Raw genomic sequence first — 24,733 nt, forward strand, 5'->3', positions numbered from 1 at the left:
AAAACCTCCTTATCTGTTTGATGGTTTTGTAGCCTTCATTACATAAAATGCTGTGCCAAGGGCAGTAAACAGCATGATGATAATTAAAAATTTACCGATGGATGTTTTTGTGAGGATAAAAAACCATTCAGCATTGGAAAAGCGCATCATAGGAATTACGGAAAACATCAGGCCTGCAGTCATAAGATAGTCGCGCCATACTCTCACCATCATGCTGTCACTCTCAATCTGCATGGACTTTGCATCATTCATAGCTTTGATGATAGGAAACAAAGCGAACTTTAGTCTTCTGTCATGGTAACAGAGGATAAGGGTTTTTACCCATTCGGTAAAATAGCGGTTTTTGACTTTTGAGGATAGACGGTATAATCCATGCTCCACATTAGGATTGATGAGCCTGATTTCAGACACAAACTCGTCAAAAGGTGTAGGAGTTCTTAAATGAGCCGGAATATATCGGTTCTTTTCCTCCACATAGGTTTCCACGGCTTTGATGATATCGTCATTTCCGGCATAGGCGTTGGTAATGATGGACATGGTATTTTCTAATCCCTCAATTTCTTCCCTTGCTGCACCAGAGCTTTTTACAGTTAGGTAAAAGTATGCTGCAGGAAGCATACACGCTGCCATGACCGCTGCCAGCTCGGTACTGCCAAACATTATTACTCCCGCCATAAAGCCGCCTATCACTGATACAAATACCATTACAAGGAATTTTTTATGTGTACATCGTGTCTGCCGAAATAATGTTTCAAACCGCATAGCGACTTTTTCAGTTATTTTCAGTTTTGTTCCTGTAAGGTATAGGCGACGTTTTTTTAGGGGATTTTGCTTTATGGCAAAAGGATTTAGTTTTAGCAGAAGGAACATTGCAAAGCTGATAAATGCGAAAATAAGAACAAGGGATAGATGAATTGGATTCATAGAGTTCCTCCTTCCGCAAAACGTTGGATCTCCTTTTTAGGAACACCGCCGATTAGCAGCCTTTCTGCAAGGATAGAGGAAATATAACCTAAACGCCTATGGCTTCCCACAACCTTTGTAATCTTTCCCGACTCATCTCGTTCATAATGATCAACTACGTATTTAAAAAGGGTGTTGCCGATAACTTCACCATTTTGTACCCCTGTGGCTTCAAAGATTTCCATATACTTTCTTGACTTATCAGGCAATTGCATTTTAAAAAGCATAATCGGAAAGGCTTCTACAATATTCTTTAGAAGCCTTTCTTCTGATAGGGAAGTCCCAGCCTCCAAGCACATGGTCAGGATTCTATCATAAGCCGTCCTCGCGCTATTGGCATGGAGAGTGCTGACGATGGTGTGTCCTGTTCGCCCGGCTTCCTGCACTGTGAGGGCTTCTTTACCTCGCATCTCAGCCGGTACAAGGATTTGTGGGTGAAGCCTTAATGAGAGTTTTAATAAATCCAACATGGTGATTGGATTAGGTTCCTCCTTGGTCAAAAGGTGAATTACATCGTTTATCATCACACCTTTTTCATCAAACTGCGCCAGTGATAGTTCCCGGGTGTCCTCGATGGTTACAATGCGTTTATCAGGGGATACACAGCTTAGAATATATCCCATGTCGGCGGTTTTTCCGCTGCCTGTTGCTCCTGCAATGGCTACCGATACGCCGTTATTAACGCAAAGGGTGAGAAAGTCCAGTTCCTCCGCTGTGGCTGTATCCCATTCAATCAGGTTTTCCCTTGTAATGTAGGAGGGCTTTTGCTTTCGGATGGAGGCAATAGCCCCAGCATCTTGGTCAACGCAGGGCGTGATGGCTCCTGACATACGGACACCTCGTGCAATAAAGCTATCTCCGATGGGTTTTGATCCATCCAGGATAACATTCCCGAATCGGCTCATTTTTCTTACGATGTTGGAGCAGGCTTCAGCACTGGTGAAGATTTCATTAAGCCGCACCTTTTTGTCTTTATATAACACCCAAATTCCACTAAAGCCATTGATGTTTATTTCCTCTACATCACCGTCCTTAAGATATGGAGATAATAGTCCCATACCAGCCATATCATAATACACAACATCTACCAGTTCCGAGATATCGTTAAGGTTCTTAGCCACCAACTGTTCACTGTTTAGATAGCGCATAATAAGGTCCTTGAGCTTTTCTTCGGCTTCCTCAGAATACAATACCTGGGCAAGCTCTGCTGAATGGTTCTTGGCGATGATTCGCTGAAGCTTATCGAGGATTTCTCCATAGTCCTGAGCCTTTATACTTTCCCCACTGTCAGAACGCCGCTTATTAGCCCTGTAAATCAGGTCATTAACGGAAAATCTGTTATTCATGGCTTTATACCTCTGCAAATTTCATCTGCAATTTTCTCCAATACCTTGCCATAGCGCCTGCAATGTCGGTCATGGAATAAATATAAGGGAGTTCCCGCATTTTCCAGTTCACTTGCCTGCTTTACATAGGGTAGCTCATAGGCAAAAGAAAGTTCCATCATGCTCTTATAGGTCTTGTCGTCAAATTCTCCGTTAGGGGTTTGCAGTATATGGGTTTGTTTTTCTGCAATATGAAGTCCCCTTACAAAATCCGAAACACCCTTTTGCCACATTTGTGCTGCTATAGATGGCTTGTGCAGGGTAAATACCCTATCTGCCATCCAAAGGCCAACACCGGATATGGGATTAGTCATATCGGCGGTTCCATCCACAATGAGAATATCAAAGACCAAAGATGCGGCATTGATCATCCGTTCTACTTCCTGAATGGCTACAGTATCACAAAGAAGCCCTGTATAATGCGTAGGCAATGATAGGAAAAACAGGTTTTTGCTTTGTTCATATTCAATAAATTTTTCTCCGATATTGGGGTTATCATCGTTCAATGCTTGGAAAAGTCCCTTTTCTTCAGGAACACTTTGGCCAAAGAAGACTTGCAGGTCTCCATAGATAAGGTTAGTGGAAATGAGCCCCACCAACATATCACGCTTAGAAAGAGCGCAAGCAAGATTGACCGCAAAGGTTGTTTTACCGCTGTTATTGCCGCCCCAAACGGCATAGATTTTATTGCTCATAGTTCATAACACCTCGTTTCTCAAAAATTATGTGTAGCTTGCCTGTATATTCGGCTTGGATAAGCTTTTCAGCCTGTGCCTCGGTAACGATAAGCGTAACAGCTTTAGGAACAGTATCACCATTAGGTGACTGACCGCTTTTTTGCTGTTCTCGCATTTCTGCTGTATCTTGCGTTCTGGCATTTTCCACACTGTAAACCTCCAGCCCTTTTAGTTCGGGATAAATAATAACTTGTGGAGAAGAATCCTGACCATCTGATGCCTGTTCTAAAAATACTGCCACAGTTACTATGTCTCCGTTTTGGAGATGTGAGGAAAGTCCTGCTGCAATACTTGGGACGCTGATAGTAACAAGGCGCTGGTTATTCTTAGCGATGCGGTCTAATAACTCACTTACAAGAAATACGCCAAGTTTTTGTGGAAAGAAATAATCTCCCTTGATGATATTGGTCTGTGCAACCTTACCTAAAACCGTGTCTTTGTCGTTGATAACACCTTCAGGTAGACCATAGTTTCCCACTTCCACGGTGGTAAGGTGATTATCTTTAATCTCCGTTCCCACTGGAATGTCCTCTGATGCCCTGAGCACTATAATCGTTGCGCTTTTATCCTCGTAAAACCCTGGCAAGAGCCCAAAGGATATAGCTGCTGCAACACCAATACAGAGGACACATAGAAATATCCGGTTTTTTAGTATCTTCAAACTGCTCTAAGCCTCCTTTCGTTGTAATAAAGTTAAAGCTCCCCGTGTTTTTACAGAGAGCTTATTACTTGCCGAAAAAGAAATGCGATTGTTTCTCTTGCTCCTTCTCGGTATTTTGTGTTTTATTCTCCTTCTGTCCCTCCTTGCTGCTTATATGAATTCTGTGGATAAGGGTACGAAATACTTTTGGTTTCTTTTGTTTTGTCTGTTTCATAAATGACTCCTTCCTACATGAGTTATACTTGTATTACCAGCCGAAAGGCATAGATATTTCTTTTTCGGCTGGTAATTTTCAGGGGAGGGGTGTGGGGAGGGGAAAACTGCAAAGCCACCATTGGACGTATGCCATCAAATGGATAGACTACCCCCTTGGTATAAAATATTTTCCAACCTTTAATCATCAAATATATCGCACTTTTCCTTGCTGCATTTGTTACAACTCATATCAAAATCCGGGCAGTGCTTACAATCACGCTCCTTCATCGTTTTAATATGTCGGCGGTAATGTCCCGGTTTTTCCTGCATCATACGCTCATATTCGCGTAAATGCCCTTCTGTAAAGTGCATGGTAACACCTCCTTTCTAAAAGGGCATAAAAAAACGTCCTCGGTTATTTGAGGGCGAAATGATTTCCTTGCGTTAGTTATCGTTCCTGATCTCTTTTCCGCTTTTTATACCAGCTTTCCAAAAGCTGAACAATTAAATCCTCTTTTTGCTTTTCAGAAAAGCTCTTGGGGAAAAAGCGGTCAATACGTTCACGCTTAATATTGAATTTTTCCTTTTGATTAGGCTTTTCTTCGGTAAGAATAGAGAAAATAACATCCACATTCAGCCTGCCATCCTGACTAAGCTTTTTCATTCGCTGTGCCTGTGATAGGGATGGGGAGCATTCTTCCGACTGCATGGTAGTATATAGGTCTTGCTGTTCATTTTCGGTCAAGTAGGAAATCTCCACAGCAGGGTTAAAAGCAATCTGCTTTTCGTCTACCATTTCAAGGATAGAGGGGAGCAAATATGTGAGGCGAATATACCGGAATATCTGATTTTTACTTTCACCTGTTTGCATCGCCAATTCATCACTTGAAGTTTTAGTGGAAAAATTATTCCCAACTTGGGAATAATTATCTTCCATACTTGGTCTACCTGCTTGTCGTTTCATAGCTTCCAACTTCATCTTATAGGCGAAAGCTTTTTCACTGGGTAAAATACTTTCTCTCTGAAGATTGCTGTCAACCATAATAATCGTAGCTGCATTATCATCCATATCTCGGACTATACAGGGCATAGTTTCACATCCGGCAAGCTCGCTTGCCTTTTTGCGACGGTGCCCAGCAACCATTTCATAACCACCGTCAGCTTTGGGTCTTACAAGGCCGGGGACTAAAACACCGTATTGTTTTACGCTGTCAGCCATTTCCAGCATGGCTTCATCAGCTTTTACCTTAAAAGGATGATTAGGAAAATCACTGATTTCAGATAGGGGAATCTCAAGCACCTTTTCCCGCTGACTATCTTCACGGCTTTCCTCTGTCGAAAACAGATCATCTACTGATGCCAGTTTGATGCTGTCTCTTACGCTGTTTTTCGCCAATATCCTGCACCTCCTTTGTAAAGGCTTCATAGGCTTTGGCGGCGATTCCCCGTGGATCATGAGTATAGATACTTTTACCCTCTGCACTTGTTTCAGCCGCCCTGATGGACAAAGGTATTTCCGTTTGAAAAACTCGCAGCTTATCGCCATAATCACGCCGCAGGACAAAGGAAATATCCTTTGCAAAGTTGGTACGGTTATCTACCATTGTTAGCAAAACACCGTCAATGGTTAGCTTTGGATTGATTTGCCTTCTTACTCTGGCAATGGTCTGTAAAAGCTGTGTCATTCCTTTGGCTGGCAGGTAATGGGCCTGTACGGGAATAATCACGCTGTCCGCAGCAGCAAGGGCATTAATAGTCATCATTCCTAAACTGGGCATACAGTCAATCAGCACATAATCATATTTGTTTTTGATGGTGTTGATGTAGCTGCGTAATACGGTTTCACGGCTCATAGTGTTCACTAATGATACTTCAATAGCAGATAATTCAATGTTGCCTGGGATAAGGTCAACGCCTTCTGCATGTTGAAGAATACCTTCATTAGCTTCATACGGTTCCTCCATCATGGTTTTGCTTAGGATAGTAGCCAATGAAATGTGTAGATTATCCGGCTCCTGATAGCCTAATGAATCTGTCAGGTTTCCCTGTGCATCCGCATCTATCAGAAGCACTTTATGTCCCTGTACTGCAAGGCCTATACCAAGATTGACTGTCGTGGTTGTTTTCCCCGTGCCGCCTTTCTGATTGGCAAGGGCGATTACTTTTGACACCTAAAATTCCCCCTTTCACGTAAAGAAGCCGTTTGCTTTATATGGTCAATAAAGCAAACGGCTTCTTTGTAATATATATGAAAAGAGAACATAAGCAATAAACCTATATCCTCTTGTTCATTAAATTATTTGATTGTAATACTAAATAATATTTTTGATAACATACATTGTAACATAGCTTACATCTTTAATTTTGTTAAAGTTATCTGTTAACCTTTGTTTCAACTCAACAGCATCATCAAAATCATCACCTATAACTTTTATGACTTTTTCAATGTCTCTTTCATAAATACCTAAATCAAGCAACATTTTTTTGTGTTTTACATTTGAGAAGTAGAGAAATTCAATTGTATTAATTATTTTTTCATCAAGTATACTAATTAGCTTTTCTTTAACATTATCTAACTGCAAAAAGTATCTAATTATTGTTACACGATTGTAAAAGGTATGCTCAATAAAACTTGTTTTTATCTTTATTGCTTCTGAAATCAAGTAGTTTATTTCTCGATTAAAGTGTTTTTTCGTGTCGTCTACGACTTTTTTTATTCGAGGTCTGGTTTTATTCAATAAACTGGTAATTAAGCTAACAGTTAATTTTCTGTCACGAAGATTATCGTTATTATACATTCCTCCGCATATTAGATACAAAATATCTACCAGCATATACCTCCCTTGTTTATCATTGTCTAAGAATTGTTGTAGAGCGAAAATCAGATTTTCTTTGTTTATAATATACCTTTCGTACATTACAACAATATTGTCAAATCTAATTTTGGTTCCTATATTTGCAATATAATCATCTTTTGTTATACCAAGGCGCTTAAAAAAAGAAATTACCTCTGGATGCTCATTAATATTTCCTGTCTGAATATCAATATCTATACTTATATCAGTTACTTCAAATTTTATATTCTTTATAGCATCAGCTTTCTTAAATTCAGGATCATTTTGTGATTTAATATAATAAGCATCACCAATATAGTGCTTAAAGAGACGCCCTGTTCTACCAACCAAATTAAAAAAATCAAAAGCCGAAAAGGGCTCTTCACCAGGTCTTGCTGATTTCCTCGAAGGCTTGGTAATTATAATGTTTTTAGCCGTGGTATTTACACCCTCTAAAAGGGTAGAAGTACACAGCAATTTGTTGTATATGCTGCTTTGTTCATAGTAATCCAATTGAAAGATTCTTGTTCCAACGGGTATTTGCCCATTATGTATTAAATATCCCCTTTCAAGGGCTGTTATTAAGCACCAATCCTCATGAATTTCTTCTTTTGCCCAAGTAATAAAGGAAGCGACCTCTGGGATAAGTTCTTCCAACAGGGGCTCCTGCGCAATTACATTAGTAATATAATTATACATACCAGCAACTGTAGGGAAATATATAAGTGTTTTATCATCTGCCCTCAATCCAGCTAAGATTCTTTTTGTTTCTGGAAACCTATCAGTCTCGCTAAGAATACGGTTTATTTTAACTTCATTTACAACAGGAGAGTAATTTGTGTTAAAAAACACTGGAGTTTTTTCTAATTTTTCGGTATCCTCAACACTTTTTATAAAAGGAGCCAATAATACATATTTTTCAGCCTTTTTAGAAAGATGGTAGTACGCCATATTAAGAACAAGCACTCTATCATCGTTTTTATCAGTCTCGAGTTTATAAACTTCATCAATGACCATAAAATCAATTTTCTCAATTTTATGATAAGACGATTCTTGTACTACACGATCATGTGTTAAGATAAATATATTTGAAATGGTAAAGTCATATTCTTTATCTTCACTAATGTTAGTATGTATTTTGTATAAACTGAATTTATTGCGAAATTTTTTGATTATTTTCTTGAAATACTCATCTACAAGAGCTAATGTGGGCACTATTAATACAACATTCTTGGGTTGATACCTTACAATATATTCAAAAATACAAAAAGTCTTACCAAAGCTTGTTGGCGCACTTATTATAGATGCGTCGTGTTCTTTAATATGATTTATAATCTGTAATTGCTCGGGATGTAGGGATATATTCTCATCAATGATGGACATTGCAAAAGCGTTATATACTAATGAATCAAGAGAATAATTGTCTGAATACACCGTCAAGTCAAGCGCAAATAAATCTTCAGCAATATTCTTTGCCAAAGCAGTTGAGTTTTCTGAGTTTCCTAACGCTTTTATATACTCTTCACGTATCACTTGAGGATTATCTGTTGGCTTCATTTTCATAATAATCCTCCATTTCTTTTATCATTTTTGTAAAAATTGTAATCATTTTTGTTTTATTAATGATAGGTAAAGAAATCCCAATTAAGCATGTCTTAATACCAAACATCTTAAATGAAGATACTTTACTTAGCTTATCTAATATTTTTTTGTTATCAACTTCCGTTCCGTGCGCAATAAAAATTGGAATACCAATTTGAGTAATACCTGCTTTATCTATAAATTTTTGAATAGTAGTTGTAGTTTCTACAGCCTCTCCAAATAACTCGGTAAACTTGTATAATTTATCCTTATACAGCCTGTTACTTAATACCAATCTATACTCCTCTGATAACTGCTTTTCATAATCGCTCAATGATTTTTTTATTAATTGAATTCCATTTGACAGGCTAATACTGACCTTAGATTCTCCAAATAATAGTAAATTCTCTTTTTCAGAGTAAAACAAGGTATCTATGCCATAAACACTCATGTTAGTATCAGTTTGCAAATGAACTTTCGGTATAATGCAATCAAAATGAAAGTATTCGCTTAACAAGCAGCAGAACATATACTCGCCTATTTTACCGATCTTATCTAAACGGACATATATCTTTCCGTCTTTTTCTACACAGCTCATTTCTTTTTTAAGCAGATCAACAATAGCCTCTTCTAATTCTGAAATATCTTTTTCAATATTTATGTCATCAATATATGTTCTTAAATGTTTAAATAAAGTCGCGTAATTAATAATTCCGGGGGTAAATTTAATATTTGCCTTATGTTCAGCATATCTAAGCAGACTATCTTCATTAAAAAAGAAACGAAATAGGCCTTCATAGAATCCATAAGCATCTTGGATTTCAACATGAATAAAAGAGTAATTATCTTTATATGAATATATATTAAAACATTTAAAGCATTCTTTAACTATTTTTATACCTGCCAAATTTAAGTCCCCCATATCCTCAATGCTTTTCCACAAATCCACGTAATTAGTCTGATAAGACTATTTTCTCTCTAACTATAACTACATATTTCTGCTGCCCAGAGGAGGTTTTTTCAATCGCTTGTATCTGAATTTTCGAGGTGTTCACATGATTTAAAAACAATGTGCCAAGCAGTAGGCGGTGGCTACGAGGGATTCGGTTCCATACATAACCTTTAAACAAATCTCTTAAAAGAAAAACTTCACCTTGCTTTAAATTCTCTGTCTCTTTAATGGCACTAATTAGAAGAGTGTTTACAGTTTGCATTAAAAAGCCTCCATGTAATATCAATGACAACAACGTTATTAATGTCATTATATCACTAATATTACATTATCTCCACTAATCATGGAGGTTTTTATCTAAAAAGAGAACATAAGCCAAAACCCATGTTCTCTTGTCCATTCTATTTTAATATTGCTAAACTTGTACTTTTAACTTTTCCCGGTACTCAGCATAATGTTCACTTAGTACATATTCAATAATCCATACTTTGGGGATCATATAGGTATTGCGAATGTAAAAATGCTTTACATGGTTTCCTCTTAAAAGTTTCCGTGCTGTACTATCAGCAATTCCACCTAACATAGATTTAAATTCATCCAGAGTAACTACGTCAGGATATGGTTTAAAAATTTCTTTATAGTATTCTTGATTTCTCACAGTCATCATCTCCCAAATTTTACTTGTCAGTGGTAGGAGTGACTGTTACAAAAAAGTATTGAATTAATATTAATGATGGTTGATGCAGAAGGTGAACGGGTTCTTCATCCCTCCATATCCCTCCAATATCCCTCCAACGTCCAAAATTTATCTCAAAATTGGCTTTTTATTTAAACTTTGAAACGGTGGGATTTGGGGAGGTTAAAGTGCTTCAAAAGTCCATTTTACAAGGCTTTAAGCGGTCTTTAACTTCCAGTGAAGTAGAGTAGTTTCTTAGTAGTTCCAAATGTTTTGCAAAACTCAAAATCCGGCGATAGCAATATCGTGAGGGTTCAAGTCCCTCCTTCGGCACCAGTGAAAAAACCTAGGTTTTCATAACCTAGGTTTTGTTTATTTTGCCCTTTAACGATTGTAAAATATGTATCGCACAAAGCTGCTTATGTATAGAATATGGTAATTAGCGTTATATTCCAAAACACTCATAAAACCAATGGTAAAATATGATTAATCAATGATTTTGCTACAGGGCTTTAAAAGGGGGTATTGGGATGCAAACAAGCAGTAAAATGGATTATGTTTATAAAATTCTAAAACAATCACCGGAGCTTTCACCTATCGATTTGTTTTATCTATTCGGTTTTAAGGGTTCTGCTGAGGAATTGATTGAAATCTACGAGAGTCTATCGGATAAGAATCAAAAACTGCTGGTAGACTATGCAAGAAAGTTCTTAGAAACAGAAAAGAGTGAAGCTGCTTCTTAAGACAAAGAAAAGGGGCTGTCTCAAAATAGATAATACTATCTAGGGCTGAGACGCCCTTTTTCTTTTGTTTTTAACATAGTTTTGATCTGTTATAGGTAATTCTTATGAAACTTCAGATAGTGTATGGTTATATAGCAGTGTGATTGAGAAGTTTAATATTCAACGGAACTGTGAGGGCACAGTTCCCTACGTAAACATAAGATAGGTAGGTAGGGATCGACGCCCTCGTCGGTCCGAAGATAGATTAGGATTCTCAGTCACACATTTATAGCACCTTTGGAATTAGATCCTTATGCGGTGCTGCAATAACCACTGCACTTACGATTTGTCCTGTCTCCATCAGCTGATTTTCACAAGCCTGTACTGCTGATTTTACAGAAGAAATCTCACCGGTTATGACTACAAAACCTTTCCCTCCCAAGCCTCTCGCCAGACGAATTTCCAGCAGTTCTATGTTAGCTGCTTTTACAGCAATGTCCCCAGCCATAACGGAAGCTACAGCAGACATGGTTTCTATAACCCCTAAGGAGATTATTTTACTGATATCAGCTGTTGCTGTCAGCGCGGGGAAGACTTGAGGATGTACATTTGGGATTACAAAATCATCCACAGTAAATATGCTTCCTATGTCCCGTCCAACCCTTACAGCTGTTTTGACTGCACCCACGTCACCACCGATCAGACTAATGTATTTCCCAGGGCATATGGGTGTAGATAAAATTAGTTCTACATTGGCAGCCTTTAACATTTCATCCGTGGCTTCTATTCCTTTTGCAATGCTCTTATATTCAATCAAGCCTAATGATTTTTTCATTCTTTCACCTCACCTCTATGGCACTAACACCCTTAATCTCAATATAGCAATCGTCAATTTTTTCTACGACTCCGGCTATAGATGCATGTATTTTCGCTCCTAGTTTACCTTCTTCAATTGTGCCAATTAACTGTCCTTTTTCTACAAATGCTCCAACCCTCACGATGGGATTAGCTTTAGCACCAATATGCTGTTTTAGAGCGATTTTGACTTGCTTAAAGTCCAAGCTTTCGACCTCTTTTAAAGGTGCTTCAACATCATAATGATCCAGGTCAAGCTTTGCTATAAGTTTCCTAACAGGAAATTGCTTATATTGCCTATAGGGATGTACTGCCTGAGGCTTTCGTTTGTTTGGATTTTTTATACCCAGTGCATTCATTTGATTTTTCAATAATATATGGAGCTTCCATGGCTGCAAATCCATTACGCAAGCATATTCGCACAGAGCACATTCACAGCATAAAAAAGCCTCTGTAGCCGACGCTTCCTTTTCGCAGGTGCTATTATAGCTTGCTAGGCGGATCAGTTTATCCGGATGGAGCTTGTGGCCTAATAGATTTCTTGGACATACCTCGGTACATAATGAACAGTGCATACAGGCAGTTTTGGCCATACGCAGCATGGTATTCATATCTTTCTCCTTTGACCGGAGAAGTGAGTGTCCTTCAGGGAGTATGATCAGGCCTTTTGTTGTTTTGGTTACTGGCTTTTGCAGATCATCAACGACTTTTCCCATCATTGGTCCGCCGTCTATAACCTTATAGTTTTCTATAACGGCGCCGCCTGCCAGGTCAATGGCTTCTTGTATACTTATCCCTATAGGCACCCGAATGGTTACCGGGTTTCTTACTGCACCTGTTACTGTTAAGTATTTTTCAGTAACAGGTATATTCCTAATGGCATTATATACATTGAGAAGGGTTTCCACGTTGATGACAATGACACCTACATCTAATGGTATTCCCCCTTCCGGTACGATTCGTTTCGTTACCTCATAGACGGTAACCTGTTCATCCCCGGCAGGATAAAAATTCCCCATTGGAAAAATTTCTATACTTTGAAATTCGTCCTTTACTTTTTCTAAGACAAAAATAGCTTCCCGATATTTTTTCTTAAGTGCAACATATCCTTTAATGGCGCCAGCGACCTTCATGACAATATTTAATGCTGATAAAATCTCAAAGGATTTCTCAGCCATAAGCTGTTGGTCCACACGCAATAATGGTTCACACTCTGCACCATTTACGATGACATATTCTACCTTGGCATTAACCTTCACATGAGTTGGAAATCCTGCCCCTCCTGCACCGACAATCCCTGCATCCTGTATATATTGGATTAGGTCTTTTTCCATAGTTCCACCCCTACCCTATTTTATTGAAAAGCCGCCAACCAACACACATCTTCTCTTTCTGGTAAAGGTTTTTGCCGAAGTTAACCCCTCTCCTGTGGGTCCGGCTATTGTAAAGGTCGTATAGCCTTCTCCTCCAACCCCTATTCCAGCATAGGAAGGTCCATTTTTCACGAAGATCGTCGTTTGAATTTCCTTAGCTAAGGCGGTAAGGCGATCAATGTTCTTTGAATGCATAATCGCAGTATGCTTAAAACCATGTTCAACCTCGACAGCTACTTTAATCGCTTCACTAATATCTTTTACGCGGACGATCGGCAATACCGGCATCATTAGCTCCTTTTGTACAAAAGGATGTGACTTTTGCACTTCCACTATAATTGCTCTAACTTCCGGTGAACAGTCGATTCCCACTCTTTTTAAGATATAGTCTGCATTTTTACCAATAAAGTCCTTATGAGGATATCCGTGTTCATTTAATATGAGCTTTTCTAGCTTTTCAAGAAGCTTGATATCTTTGATCTCGTAAGCATTATTCTTCTTCATGTTAAAAATAAGATAATCCGCTACTACGTCTACTACGATGACTTCCTTTTCTGCAATACAGGGTAAATTATTGTCAAAGCTGCATCCGTCAATGATATCCTTTGCTGCCTTTTCAATATCGGCAGTCTCATCTACCACAGCGGGTGGGTTACCTGCCCCAGCCCCAATTGCTTTTTTGCCGGAGGACAAAACTGCCTTTACAACCCCAGGGCCCCCCGTAGCAACCAGCAAATTTATTTTTTTATGCTTCATCATGATCTCAGCCTTTTCCAATGTAGGCTCTTTTACAGTTGTAACCAGATTATTGGGTCCCCCCGCTGAAACAATAGCTTCATTAATAATTTGTACGGTTTTTAAGGATGTTTCTTTAGCGCTGGGATGGGGGCTAAATACCACGGCATTACCGGCAGCTATCATTCCAATTGCATTACAGATAATTGTTTCTGAAGGATTCGTGGTCGGTGTTATAGCCCCGATCAGACCATAGGGAGAAAGCTCTATTAGCGTTAAACCATCATCCCCTGAAAAAACTTCGGATTTCAGATCCTCAACCCCTGGGGTTTTTTCGATGACCAATATATTTTTCTTTATTTTGTCTTCATATCTTCCCATACCAGTTTCTTCATAAGCCATTTTTGATAATAGCTCTACATTTTCTCTGCAAGCATTTCGAAGAGCTGATATAAACTTGCTTCGTACCTCCAAATTATATTTAACCAGTTCTTTTTGTGCTGACCATGCCGCTTCAATGGCATCTTCCATCTCTTCAAAGACGCCAAAACTATTAGGTTTATTGGTTTGTTTTAAAATAATCTCATTCATTACCCTCCTAACGATTTGCTCTAACTGCTGCACCTCTGTTTTCAAGTCCTATTCTCCCCTTTCCAGTTCAAATATTCTTAGAGCATGCATTGCTATGATCATATCTTGTTCAACAGTACCGCCACTCACACCAATCCCGCCAACAATACGATGATGCACCTTTAGTGGGTACCCCCCGCCAAAGGCCACTATTCTGTTTCCGTTGGTCCACTGCAATCCATATAGCTCAGCACCAGGTTGAACCAAGGAAGCTACCTCATGGGTGGGTATTCTAAGGGATGCTGAAGTATATGCCTTGTTAATGGATATATCGATACTAACCAGAAGTGCATGATCCATGCGGTGAAACAGCACCAGATTGCCTCCAGCATCGACAGCAGAAAAGATAATTGGCACCCCTAGCTGATTTGCCTTTTCCTCTGCCGACTTAGCCATTTTTTGTACAATTTCCAGGTTTAAATCTATTTTTCTCTTAGCCACTCCTAGTTTTTCGAGTACTCTATTTTTAACTTCTTCAATAAAGCTTATTTTCTCTTCCATGCGTGCTAACATGAAAAGTACATCGGATAATCGGTTCATATACTGAAGGATCTCTTCCCGTATTTCCACACTTCTAGCAAGGGTTATAATATTGCGCTCTGCTCTTCGGATGATCGTTCTAGCCACGTGGAGCAACGCTGAGGAAGTTGATTTACCTGGAATCACAAACTCTTTTTGTTCCCCTAGGATTTGTTGGTAGTGGTCAATTTTTCGTTCTAACCACTGAACTTCATGAATGCCAACAGGTTCCCTCAAGTAGGATTTCCCCTGTGAGTCGCTGGCAAGTTCAGCGCCCACAATAAAAAGCTGCTCTTGAATCTTCCGCAAAATCTCACGGATATCCCCATCTCTTATCAGTGAATATGCGGTCCCAATCATTGAATTAGCCTCATCTAGAGTGCCGTAGCAAGAAACACGCAGATCATCTTTCCCGATTCTGCTGCCACCAAGCAGCCCAGTTTCCCCTTGATCTCCTTTTTTCGTATAAATTTTACCCATGGTTTCACATCCTCTACTCACTAACCTCGATTGTATCAATGATACCGACAATAGCAGCATCTATGGGTGCATTAGGATTTCCAAATATCTGTCTTGCGGGACTTCCTTTGGAAACAAGAACATATTCACCCACACCTGATCCAACCGAGTCTATGGCAACTTCCGGACTTCCCATTGGTTCTTCCTTAGGGTTTACCGGCTGAACAATCATTAATTTTTTCCCTACTAGTGTATCATCTTTTCTCGTAGCAACTACCATGCCTACTACTTTACCTAAATACATAATGTCACCACCCTATCTCTCTTGTGAAACAATTTTTATGTCATAGTCTTTTGCTGCATCCTGCGCAAGAGATGTAAAAATCGCCTTAGGCATGACGACTAAAGTATCTCCAGCGGCAGCTGCGTTTATGATATCAGCCCTCGATATTACTTTTTTATTTATTTCAATCCTTTTGGATATACTCACCGGCATTGCAGTTGTACTTGTAAAAGAATTTAGAACTTTTGCATGGTGGGCTATAGAAACCGCATCAACTAACTTTATTCCATAGGAGGATAAAGTCTTTAAGTAGTCTGCTGCCATGTTCAAATAGGTATTTGGAATTTTATTCATTCCTAACTGCCTGCGAATAGGATTTTCTAAATCACAGGCATCCTTTGCAGCCAGAATCGGAATATCCTCCATGATTGCGTGGGCTACAATATTGGTCACTAGGGTATCTGCGATTCCCAGGGAAATTTTTACTGCTGTATTGAATGTCAATGTAGGTATGATGATACAGTCAGTGTCTGCGTAAAGCGACTTCATACTGGTTACTGAACTTTCAAGATATATCTCTTCTATATTCAGTTCTTTTTGAACAAGTGCTTGTGTTAGTACATACTCAGCACTATTCGATAACAGCACTTTGAATTGCCATCCATCTTCTATTAATATTTTCAGTTGTTCTATTGCATCGGGAAAACCGATGGAGGCTCCGGTAAACAAAATTAATGCTCTTTTAGGTCTGTTTTGCAGTCTTATCAATACCTCATTTACAATCTTATCCAGCACTATATTTAAGTCCATTTATATCACCTCACTTCTTACAGTTCAGTGCAATGCCCAGAGGCGTGACCAGAAGGGGCTTAATGGGCTTTACAGTCGGTATGCCGATTTCTTTGACAAAAACACTTTCAAAGGCTTCAAAGCAGCAGGCCCCTCCAACCACATAAATATTTTTAACACCGTAACCAGTCACATGACGTTTAACAATCGAAGCCATTTTTTCTACAACTGGTCTTATAATAGAAAAGATTTCTTTTTGTCTATTGGGATCCTTTTTAAGCACCTCTGCCTCCTCGAAGGAAATTTTATAGTTCCCTGCTACTACAAGGCTCATATGGGTTCCTCCTGTTGGCTCGTCGGCTGTGTAGATTACTTCTCCTCTTCTAAGGATGCTTATCCCTGTAGTGCCTCCACCAACATCTACAACTGCACCATCCATTATGTTTAATACTGCAGCAGCTGCTGTCGGTTCATCTACTACATTGATCACCTCCATATCGGAAGATTCGACTACATTTGAAATGGCCTTGGCATTACCTCCCACTGTGCCCGGTGGCACTGCAGTAGCAGCTTGCATTAATCTCTTTCCCAGTATGCTTTCAACCCCCTGCTTTAGATTCCGTACAATACGTACTGCTCCCACATAGTCCACTACCAAACCGTCTTTGACCACTGAGGCTGGATATAATGCCCCTGCAACAGGATTTCCAGCACTATCTACTACCGAAAGCACAATATTGACTGTTCCCAGGTCTACACCCACTCTTAGCTCACCTTCATAAGGATTGCTTCGCTTCTCTTCCACCAGTCTTGCGAATTTTTCTATATACTCATTGGCTCTTGTCAGATCCATAGACCCCAATCCCCTTTAATCTGTTATGATTTTTACACGATCTCCGTTCTTTAATCCCCCTGCATTTGCTTCATCAGTATCCACATGCATCTCTAATGCATATTGGTCCGACACTCTAACTAAAACATTATAAAAAACAATTTTTCTCAATCCTTCAGCTGCTACATTAACAAAATCCTTATCCTTCAGATTATGCCTCACTGCATAGTCTGTAGGCATATGGATATGCCTCAGCGCAGCTATAACTCCTTCTTTTTTCCTTATTTCCCCTTTCGGCCCAATGATCCGTATACTAGGCGTGCCTCCAATTTTCCCTGATTCTCGAACCGGTGGTTCTACCCCCAGCACATAACCGTCAGAGAAGGAAATCTCCAATTGGGTAAGGTTTCTGACAGGTCCCAGTATCCTAACGCTATCAAAGCTTCCCTTTGGCCCAAGAACTTTTACTGTCTCAACTGCAGCATACTGTCCGGGCTGTTTCAAATCTTTCAGTTTTGTCAGCTGATATCCTGAACCAAATAAAGCTTCAAGATCTTCCTTACTCAAATGGATATGGCGATTAGAAACCCCTATGGGTATGCTGTCTTCTTTCATAGGATAATCTATTCTCTGTAAAACTTTTTTTACAATTTCATCAACCAATCGCTTATCCAATTGAATCATTTAAAAGCTCCCTTCTCTATGAATTCCTTACTCTGAAGCCACTCTTGGCAAAAGTTTTTCTGTATCTGTATGAGGTCTTGCAATCACATGAACAGAAACCACTTCCCCTACTTTTGCTGCAGCTGCAGCCCCGGCATCTGTGGCAGCCTTTACTGCTCCAACATCACCTCTTACCATGACAGTAATCAAGCCGGAGCCTATTTTTTCATAGCCAACCAGTGTTACATTGGCTGCTTTTGTCATGGCATCAGCAGCTTCAATGGACCCCACTAAACCTTTCGTTTCAATCATTCCTAAAGCATCACTCATCGATTACTCCTCCTCTCCTTTTTCATCATAGTGGATACATAAGGTTTTTAAATCGCCTTTTCTTCTAGGACATTTCAGATCTTTGCATAAATTGCAGACCTCGGCTGAAACTAGGATTTCTAAGTCTTCCTTTTGAGGAGCCTCATCGGGATGGGGATTTTCAAGCCCATCTTCTTTGTCCTCTAATTCAGCTTCCATTTCTGTACTCCCTGCCGTTTGTTCTTCACCCTCTACATCGACAACTTCAGACTTATTTTTTTGTACCAGCCCGATCGTTTCTTTTGTGCGTATGATTTTGCCGATTTCTTCATGCGGTCTAGGAATAACCTGCTTACTCCACACTCTATTAATTCTTTCAGCAGCTGCGCAGCCAGCTTCAACGGCTGCTTTTACTGCTCCTACTTCTCCCTCTAGCTTTGTGGTTACCATTCCGCCGCCTTTTGTCAGTTCATAGCCAATGAGCATAACATTGGCAGATTTTACAGCTGCATCTGCTGCCTCGATGGCTGCAGCTAAACCAACGGTTTCGATAATTCCTAAGGCAAGTCTGGACAATCGTTACACCTCCTTAAGGCTTCATTTTACGATTGATTTCCTCTAGAACTTTGGCAATAATACTTTTCAAGTCAGATTCTATTTCTGAAGGATATTGATCCTCCCGATTGTTTTTGTGATCTATTTCTTTAAAGGGTATCCCCTTTACCAGTCTGGCTGCATTTGCACCTACAGCTCTCATCATACTCGGGCTGCTGGCATGGGGTATCTGAAAGAGTGGCATTTCATAGGGAAGTTTTCTATAATGGAGAATAATCAAACGATCATCTCCAATTCCCAATCCTACACCCAGGCTAGATGCCTCTGCCGCCATAAAGCTTAATTTCAAAGCCTCTCCTTCTGTCTGCCGGATCATTTGGTAGGGGATACCCTCTTCTTCGATACCCCAAATCAATTGATGAAAAATAGATATATCTGTGATGGAACTGCTATAATACACATAAATAGAAGGCTTCTCGATTCCATAGGCGATTTTCATAATCTATTGCCTCCCCTTCATGGCTAGAATTAAACCTGTAGCTACGGCATTTCTAGGGCCTTCAGAACCTCGAATATTTCCTCTGCCTGCTACTACGCCATATTGTGACAGTGCATCCGTCACCAGCTGAGGCACTTCAAAATCTAAGGCCGAGCCTCCAACCAATACTACAAATTCAATATCCCTCACATTCCCCGTAGGACATACCATGCTCAGGGCTCTTATGGCATTTGTAACAAATACCTTTTCTTTAGCAGAACGACGAATTAATTTGATCTTTTCTACAGAGTTATGATCTGGTATTGGGATCATATTATTGTCCTTTAAGATCACAACCTTTGCAAATACATTGGGATCTAACGGCTTTTCATAGAATTGTACCGTTCCGTCTTCATGTCGTATGTGGAATAAGCTTTCTACCTTCGCCAAAGGATATTTCTTGATATCCTCTGCCATCTCAGTATCTTCTAAACCCAATTCGGAACGAATCAAAAGCGTTACCATATTCCCTGCACCTGCTAAATGGATCGACCTGATTTCACCATTTTTATTAATAACGGATGCATCTGTTGATCCCGCCCCCATATCCAATATGGCAAGGGGCGTGCTGCTGCCTGGCGTTGTGAGGGCACCTCTTATGGCCATATCCGCTTCTACACCGCCTACCTCTACGGGTACTGCGATCTCCGCTTTCAGTTCTTCAGCAATCATATCCATCTGCAGCTTATCTGCTTTTACCATTGCAGCTATACCTACTGCATTTTCCATGGAAAATTCCTCTGCTAAGCCGCCTTTTACCTTTTGGGGAACAAAGGTATCCACTGCCAGCAAATCCTGTATCTTAATGGAATTTGGATGCTGCTTGGTAAGATCCGACATGACCTGCCGTACTTTCTCCAGCATTCCACCGGCATTGGTTCCCGGTTCGCCCTTTATATCCTTTATAGGCGCTGATATTTTTAAAATTTTCATGATCCTTTCAGCACCATCATCCACATCTACTGTTGCTCTTCTCTTTTCACCAATAATATAAATTTGGCCCGCAGGAATTCTTCTTTCTTGCACATCCCCCTTCGGTGTTTTGATCACAACAGCGGAGCGATTGCCTATTAGTGCCCTGGCAATAGGCACGATTTGCTTTGTTTCTTCCGAAGTCAAACCAAAAACAGTAGCAATCCCATAGGGATTCGATAATATTTCTACTACACCACCGGGACTAGCTACTTCAATTGCTGCTTTCATATTTACAGGTACTTTTTCAAGAAGCAGTACCTCGTCTACAATGGGAATCGGTTTCTTTAACCGATTATTGATCAGTACTCCATCATCCCTTTGTGCAACCGCACCCTGGATATTGAAGCCAAGATCCGTAAACCGGTTTATTTCCTGGGCAGCATGCATAAAATCAACATTTTTTGGAATTAAAACGATCATTGCCTCTTCGCCGCTGCGAGCATTTAGATGATCAATATGGATTGTAGTTCCTACTCCTAAGCCCAATCCCCCTGGTGTAGAGGGATTGTGGCCAATCATGGTTGATTCGGTGATGATCGTTTCCGTAATCGTTTCCATGGCCACATCCCCTATCACAGGAGCAGCTTCATTTATTCTGATTAAATCTAAATCTTCCATCTTAAAATTCGTCTTGTCTAAAGCCTGCTTAAGAGAGGCAAAGACACCATGGATATTCTGCCTTGTTCCTTTGATTCCAGTGGTATTTACTATGCCGCCGGACAAAAACTTGATTTCATTTTGATCTGTAATTTGTGCTAAGGCAACTTCTGTGGTGGCGTTTCCTATATCAACTCCTGCTACAAGTTTCATATCTTTACCTCCTGGACTTTATGCCGGTTTTAGTCTTGTCTCAATCGATTTCTCTGCTCATAGACTTCAGCTGCTTCCCTAACAAAACCAGCATTAATGAAAGCCTTATATTTTCCCTCTAATTCATTGGCAATTTCCAACAGTTCCTGCTTTGTAGAACGATAGGGTCTTAGAGCATTATAGATTTCAAGGATTCTATCATCCGGTACAGCAATCAATTCGGCTGCTCTTCTTAAATTTCTTGCAAATGCCGTTCTTCCCACGGATTCAGCAACCTGCGCCTGAAGTTCCAGTGTTTCTGGAGATATTCTGACATCTGCCGGCGTTACATCACCATTTAATACAGCTTTTAGTGTAATATCATCCAGGCTTTTTCCTGTCGGTGTTTTTACCCACTCTGGTCGGTTCGTTGCCAATGGATAATCTGTTTTTGGATTTATTTTACAGTCACCGGCTTCCTTTTTCACGCCAGTCTCTGCATTTCCACTTCCCATGCTTAACATTACTTCCCTGACAATTTGTTCAATTAATTGTTGTTGATTCATCTATTTTCACCTCCATTTAATAAAAGCTAACTTCCAACTCAACCGGTTTGCCTCCAAGTTCAACATGCTCTGTTTCTTTTATGTGCAGTAAGGCCGCTTTTGCTTGAAATTTAGGTCTTGCCATTTGATCATTTCGTGTAGGAACCGGTTTGGGCGATTCCCCCTTAGCATACTTCGCAGCATTCTTACCGATTGCTCTAAAGGTTTCCAAATCAAGCAGCGGGGCTTGCGGAAAAAGTTCCAGGTTATTGAGTGGCAACAAATCTTTTTGATGAATAACAGTGGTTCCCTTGGATTGGATTCCGATACCAATCCCAGATCCGCTTAATTTCGCTGCATCATGGGCTATAAAGGCTACATCGGAGGTCCTAAGTACTCTTATAACCCTAGCATTTAGGCCTTCCTCCTCAATACCGGCGATTACTTCTCTTAATACATCGGGATGAGGAATATCTGTGATTGTTTTTGTTTGGAATCTTCCAAAGGCAGGCGCCAAGGCTACTACTACCTCATCTTTCCTTACACCTGTGGTAGCTGTACCTTTTTCTTTTAGTTCTAATCTTTTTGCAGCACTTGCTGCCATCCTTTCAACCTTTATATCTTCTAAATTAAAACCCTTTAGGACTTCCTCTATTACTTCTCGTATTAACTTCTCACTAACTGCCATCAGCTTTACACCCCTTTCTCTGTTTCCTTCTATTGAATATCTTCCGGTCTAATTGCATTTGGAATGTTCTTAATTTCATTCCATCTGGCTTCGCTTAATTGATATCCAGTTCCTGGACCCATATAATCATTGCAGTTGTTCACCGCACTAATTACATTAAAGTCTTTATCGATAATCGCTGAAGTGTGAAGATAATCCCCGGAAATCCTCTGTTTAAGCATATTTAAGACATTTTGTGCAACATCTTCAAAGCCATGCTTGCTTAAAGCCTTAACGATATCTAAACCTGTTACCGCACGCTTCATCATATCCTCTGCAGCTTTTAAATCCTCTACAACATTTCTATCAGGCATGTCTTTACTGCCATGGGCATAGGTAGCAGCTTCTACCTCTTCATCTGTAATGGCTGGAAGGCCTAATTCTGCAAATACAGCCTGAAGGGCTCTTGCGGCCTTATTGCGGATAGCAATGACCTCATCTTCGGATACCGGTCTTAGACCACCATCTACCTTAAGGTCTCTTTGAATGGCATTAAAGTCATCATAATCCTCTGCGTCTACGTTAGAGCCGGCAAACATATTATCATAATTTGGAACTGCACTATATCCGGAGGTAATGAAATCTGTGCCGGGCAGCATTTGCATCAGCAATCTTGCGGTTCTCCTCATATCAGAATGTGAGAAGGTTTGGTCATTTCCAGAAGCAACCTCCATATCCAGCATGGTTGTAATCAAATTCTCAGCAAGTACGGCTCTTATGCCGGAAGGAACTCCGCCGGGAACTCCAATACAGCTGATGGATCCATTCTGCAAACCTTGAACACCTGCGCCCTTAGTGATATAGATACATCTTGCCTCTAGGTAAAGCATGGATTTGCCTTCTGCATAGCCCATCTGCACCTCTGAGCCTGTTCCGGAAGTAAATCTCATCTTCAATCCTCTAGATGCATAAGCAGAGGCCAAGAAGGATTTTGACCAAGGTGTATCGTCTCCGTCTATAAATACAGGCTCCGTACCGTATACAGACACGGTTTCAGCATAGCAGGTAAGACCTCTCATACCCAGCAATAGCTCTGTAGCCTCTTCAATCGCGCATTGCGTCAATACGCCACCGCGGCCTACCTGAGAGCCTACTAATAGAGATAAAGCATTAAAGGGTGCATAACGTACAATACCTACTGTTGTTTCATGCTCATCAAATCCTCTCAAAGCAGCTTCCGCTGAATCAGCAGCGATTTGTACGGGATGATCCTTTACGTTTGTAACGTGGCACTGGTTGGAGGGTGTTTTTCTGGCTCTCATTTTTTGAAGGGCCATCATCATCTCTACAACATTCATATACCCAACAACCTCTACGATTTTCGCAGGTGTCATGGCCGTTGTCAGCGACACAATTTTCTCCCTTGGAACATTTACATCCACCAGCATCTTAGCCAGCTCTTGAGAATTCATGCTCATAACTTCATTGGCTTTATCTAAATTAATCGCATAGTCTGCAATAAAGCGGTCAATCATATCAAAATCTGCTCTTTTTTTACTATCCAATTCAACGACTTTTCCATTTTCAATTTTAATGCTTGGCTTTGGATCGTTGGGGCTGTTCATGGCGATCAGACCTACTTCTGCCCATTCTCCTACGAAACCGTCTTGATTAACAGGACGGGCTGCTAGTGCTTGAAAGCGTTTTGATTTCATCCTTTTTCCCTCCCTTATTTACTGCCGGATTTTATATATATGGAACAGTTACTGGCTTTGGCTCGTCTGCCAGTGTACCTAGCAGCTTAACCCCTACTTCTCTTGCCGCAATGATCGCTTGTCTTACTGCACCGGAGTCACCGCTGATGAATAGAATTACCTCGTTGGAGAAGCTTGTGCCGCCTGCTGGTGATGCATAGCCGATGACGTCTACATTTGCTGCTTTTACAGCAGTATCGGCTATCATAACCCCGATGGCTGCCGGAGCCCCTACGATTAATCCGAAGGCTTTTCCTAATGGTGCATTGAAGGCCTTGTTGCATGCATAGCTTGCTCTTGCTGTGTACTGGAACTCCAAGTGACCTGCATCGTTGGCATATACATCACCGAAGGTTCTGTCTAATTCTTTTAATGCTACTTCTACTGCTCTTCTTGCATCGGATACGTCTTCTGCTCCAAATAGGATTAAGCAGCCATGGCCTGCGCCGCCCTTTGTATCTCTTGCCAATTCAATTTTGATGATCTCTGTGTTTGTAGCTTTTACTGCCTCATCAGCAGCCATGATATGAGGACCTGCTCCTGTACGAGCACCAATAATTCCGATAGAACGATATTTCTTATCTAAACCCATGGCTTCATGTACTTGATTATCCACGTTTGCAATTACCAATCCAATTGTATCGCCAATAGCTGTACCTACAAATTCAGTTAATGAACAAGTTTTCATTTCACACTTCACCTCTTTTTTCTCTTCTACTTTAGCACTATCTACCTTTTTCATTACTTCTTCCATGAT

28 protein-coding genes are annotated in these 24,733 nt (G+C 40.3%); 1 reads left to right on the forward strand and 27 read right to left on the reverse strand.

What is annotated here, in order from left to right:
* Nucleotides 1–9: 9 nt before the first annotated feature.
* The 11 genes from BUB56_RS07985 to BUB56_RS08030 form a co-directional block, all read right to left on the reverse strand.
* On the reverse strand, nucleotides 10–924 hold the full coding sequence (locus BUB56_RS07985; RefSeq protein ID WP_110940794.1) for a hypothetical protein: 915 nt from the start codon (nucleotides 922–924) through the stop codon (nucleotides 10–12).
* Nucleotides 921–2,309 carry an ATPase, T2SS/T4P/T4SS family gene (locus BUB56_RS07990; RefSeq protein WP_110940795.1) on the reverse strand — a complete coding sequence of 463 codons (1,389 nt, stop codon included), beginning with the start codon at nucleotides 2,307–2,309 and terminating at the stop codon, nucleotides 921–923. The genes BUB56_RS07985 and BUB56_RS07990 overlap by 4 nt, the downstream gene beginning before the upstream one ends.
* The gene (locus BUB56_RS07995; RefSeq protein WP_110940796.1) at nucleotides 2,306–3,043 is read right to left on the reverse strand and encodes an AAA family ATPase; all 738 of its coding nucleotides are present in this window, start codon (nucleotides 3,041–3,043) and stop codon (nucleotides 2,306–2,308) included. The genes BUB56_RS07990 and BUB56_RS07995 overlap by 4 nt, the downstream gene beginning before the upstream one ends.
* Entirely contained in the window at nucleotides 3,033–3,746 is a 714-nt protein-coding gene (gene cpaB / locus BUB56_RS08000; RefSeq protein ID WP_110940797.1) for a Flp pilus assembly protein CpaB, read from the reverse strand. The genes BUB56_RS07995 and cpaB overlap by 11 nt, the downstream gene beginning before the upstream one ends.
* 393 nt (nucleotides 3,747–4,139) lie before the next feature.
* Nucleotides 4,140–4,313 carry a hypothetical protein gene (locus BUB56_RS19370; protein WP_190014308.1) on the reverse strand — a complete coding sequence of 58 codons (174 nt, stop codon included), beginning with the start codon at nucleotides 4,311–4,313 and terminating at the stop codon, nucleotides 4,140–4,142.
* 76 nt (nucleotides 4,314–4,389) lie between these two features.
* Nucleotides 4,390–5,337 (reverse strand): ParB/RepB/Spo0J family partition protein, encoded by a 948-nt coding sequence (locus BUB56_RS08005; RefSeq protein WP_242946254.1) that lies wholly within the window; start codon nucleotides 5,335–5,337, stop codon nucleotides 4,390–4,392.
* Nucleotides 5,288–6,112 carry a ParA family protein gene (locus BUB56_RS08010; protein WP_110940799.1) on the reverse strand — a complete coding sequence of 275 codons (825 nt, stop codon included), beginning with the start codon at nucleotides 6,110–6,112 and terminating at the stop codon, nucleotides 5,288–5,290. Before BUB56_RS08010 ends, BUB56_RS08005 begins: the two co-directional genes overlap by 50 nt.
* A 141-nt stretch (nucleotides 6,113–6,253) precedes the next feature.
* Nucleotides 6,254–8,338: a DEAD/DEAH box helicase gene (locus BUB56_RS08015; RefSeq protein ID WP_110940800.1), complete on the reverse strand. Its 2,085-nt coding sequence runs from the start codon at nucleotides 8,336–8,338 to the stop codon at nucleotides 6,254–6,256.
* Nucleotides 8,316–9,263 carry a Hachiman antiphage defense system protein HamA gene (locus BUB56_RS08020; protein ID WP_190014310.1) on the reverse strand — a complete coding sequence of 316 codons (948 nt, stop codon included), beginning with the start codon at nucleotides 9,261–9,263 and terminating at the stop codon, nucleotides 8,316–8,318. Before BUB56_RS08020 ends, BUB56_RS08015 begins: the two co-directional genes overlap by 23 nt.
* A gap of 46 nt (nucleotides 9,264–9,309) precedes the next feature.
* The gene (locus BUB56_RS08025) at nucleotides 9,310–9,570 is read right to left on the reverse strand and encodes a single-stranded DNA-binding protein (RefSeq protein WP_110940802.1); all 261 of its coding nucleotides are present in this window, start codon (nucleotides 9,568–9,570) and stop codon (nucleotides 9,310–9,312) included.
* A 153-nt stretch (nucleotides 9,571–9,723) separates the two neighbouring features.
* Nucleotides 9,724–9,966 carry a DNA-binding protein gene (locus BUB56_RS08030; protein ID WP_190014312.1) on the reverse strand — a complete coding sequence of 81 codons (243 nt, stop codon included), beginning with the start codon at nucleotides 9,964–9,966 and terminating at the stop codon, nucleotides 9,724–9,726.
* 548 nt (nucleotides 9,967–10,514) lie between these two features.
* Here BUB56_RS08030 and BUB56_RS08035 point away from each other — a divergent pair.
* Complete coding sequence (locus BUB56_RS08035; RefSeq protein ID WP_110940804.1) at nucleotides 10,515–10,727, forward strand: hypothetical protein; 213 nt, start codon at nucleotides 10,515–10,517, stop codon at nucleotides 10,725–10,727.
* Nucleotides 10,728–10,992: 265 nt separating this feature from the next.
* Here BUB56_RS08035 and BUB56_RS08040 read toward each other — a convergent pair whose 3' ends face one another.
* The 16 genes from BUB56_RS08040 to pduB all read right to left on the reverse strand — a co-directional run.
* On the reverse strand, nucleotides 10,993–11,541 hold the full coding sequence (locus tag BUB56_RS08040; protein WP_110940805.1) for a BMC domain-containing protein: 549 nt from the start codon (nucleotides 11,539–11,541) through the stop codon (nucleotides 10,993–10,995).
* 4 nt (nucleotides 11,542–11,545) lie between these two features.
* Nucleotides 11,546–12,895 carry a 4Fe-4S dicluster domain-containing protein gene (locus tag BUB56_RS08045; protein WP_110940806.1) on the reverse strand — a complete coding sequence of 450 codons (1,350 nt, stop codon included), beginning with the start codon at nucleotides 12,893–12,895 and terminating at the stop codon, nucleotides 11,546–11,548.
* Nucleotides 12,896–12,910: 15 nt separating this feature from the next.
* The gene (locus BUB56_RS08050) at nucleotides 12,911–14,305 is read right to left on the reverse strand and encodes an aldehyde dehydrogenase family protein (protein ID WP_110940807.1); all 1,395 of its coding nucleotides are present in this window, start codon (nucleotides 14,303–14,305) and stop codon (nucleotides 12,911–12,913) included.
* A gap of 3 nt (nucleotides 14,306–14,308) precedes the next feature.
* Complete coding sequence (locus tag BUB56_RS08055; RefSeq protein ID WP_110940808.1) at nucleotides 14,309–15,298, reverse strand: cob(I)yrinic acid a,c-diamide adenosyltransferase; 990 nt, start codon at nucleotides 15,296–15,298, stop codon at nucleotides 14,309–14,311.
* A gap of 13 nt (nucleotides 15,299–15,311) precedes the next feature.
* Nucleotides 15,312–15,581 (reverse strand): EutN/CcmL family microcompartment protein, encoded by a 270-nt coding sequence (locus BUB56_RS08060; RefSeq protein ID WP_110940809.1) that lies wholly within the window; start codon nucleotides 15,579–15,581, stop codon nucleotides 15,312–15,314.
* A gap of 12 nt (nucleotides 15,582–15,593) precedes the next feature.
* Nucleotides 15,594–16,370, reverse strand: coding sequence for a flavoprotein (locus tag BUB56_RS08065; protein WP_110940810.1), 777 nt, complete (start codon nucleotides 16,368–16,370; stop codon nucleotides 15,594–15,596).
* 10 nt (nucleotides 16,371–16,380) lie between these two features.
* A complete protein-coding gene (gene eutJ, locus BUB56_RS08070; RefSeq protein WP_110940811.1) occupies nucleotides 16,381–17,202 on the reverse strand; it encodes an ethanolamine utilization protein EutJ in 822 nt (273 codons plus the stop codon).
* A gap of 15 nt (nucleotides 17,203–17,217) precedes the next feature.
* Nucleotides 17,218–17,865 carry a phosphate propanoyltransferase gene (gene pduL / locus BUB56_RS08075; RefSeq protein ID WP_110940812.1) on the reverse strand — a complete coding sequence of 216 codons (648 nt, stop codon included), beginning with the start codon at nucleotides 17,863–17,865 and terminating at the stop codon, nucleotides 17,218–17,220.
* Nucleotides 17,866–17,892: 27 nt separating this feature from the next.
* A complete protein-coding gene (locus tag BUB56_RS08080) occupies nucleotides 17,893–18,174 on the reverse strand; it encodes a BMC domain-containing protein (protein WP_110940813.1) in 282 nt (93 codons plus the stop codon).
* Between the two features lie 3 nt (nucleotides 18,175–18,177).
* Nucleotides 18,178–18,729 (reverse strand): BMC domain-containing protein, encoded by a 552-nt coding sequence (locus tag BUB56_RS20365; RefSeq protein WP_110940814.1) that lies wholly within the window; start codon nucleotides 18,727–18,729, stop codon nucleotides 18,178–18,180.
* Between the two features lie 13 nt (nucleotides 18,730–18,742).
* Nucleotides 18,743–19,207, reverse strand: a complete 465-nt coding sequence (locus BUB56_RS08090; protein ID WP_110940815.1) for a glycerol dehydratase reactivase beta/small subunit family protein — start codon at nucleotides 19,205–19,207, stop codon at nucleotides 18,743–18,745.
* Nucleotides 19,208–19,210: 3 nt separating this feature from the next.
* Nucleotides 19,211–21,031, reverse strand: a complete 1,821-nt coding sequence (locus BUB56_RS08095) for a diol dehydratase reactivase subunit alpha (protein ID WP_110940816.1) — start codon at nucleotides 21,029–21,031, stop codon at nucleotides 19,211–19,213.
* Nucleotides 21,032–21,060: 29 nt separating this feature from the next.
* Complete coding sequence (locus BUB56_RS08100; protein ID WP_110940817.1) at nucleotides 21,061–21,576, reverse strand: diol dehydratase small subunit; 516 nt, start codon at nucleotides 21,574–21,576, stop codon at nucleotides 21,061–21,063.
* 16 nt (nucleotides 21,577–21,592) lie between these two features.
* A complete protein-coding gene (locus BUB56_RS08105) occupies nucleotides 21,593–22,243 on the reverse strand; it encodes a propanediol/glycerol family dehydratase medium subunit (protein ID WP_110940818.1) in 651 nt (216 codons plus the stop codon).
* 29 nt (nucleotides 22,244–22,272) lie between these two features.
* Complete coding sequence (locus tag BUB56_RS08110; RefSeq protein WP_110940819.1) at nucleotides 22,273–23,937, reverse strand: propanediol/glycerol family dehydratase large subunit; 1,665 nt, start codon at nucleotides 23,935–23,937, stop codon at nucleotides 22,273–22,275.
* Between the two features lie 31 nt (nucleotides 23,938–23,968).
* The coding region (gene pduB / locus BUB56_RS08115) for a propanediol utilization microcompartment protein PduB (protein WP_110940824.1) at nucleotides 23,969–24,733 on the reverse strand (765 nt) is incomplete at its 5' end.

This window comes from Geosporobacter subterraneus DSM 17957 (genome assembly GCF_900142145.1).
Taxonomy (GTDB): domain Bacteria; phylum Bacillota; class Clostridia; order Peptostreptococcales; family Thermotaleaceae; genus Geosporobacter; species Geosporobacter subterraneus.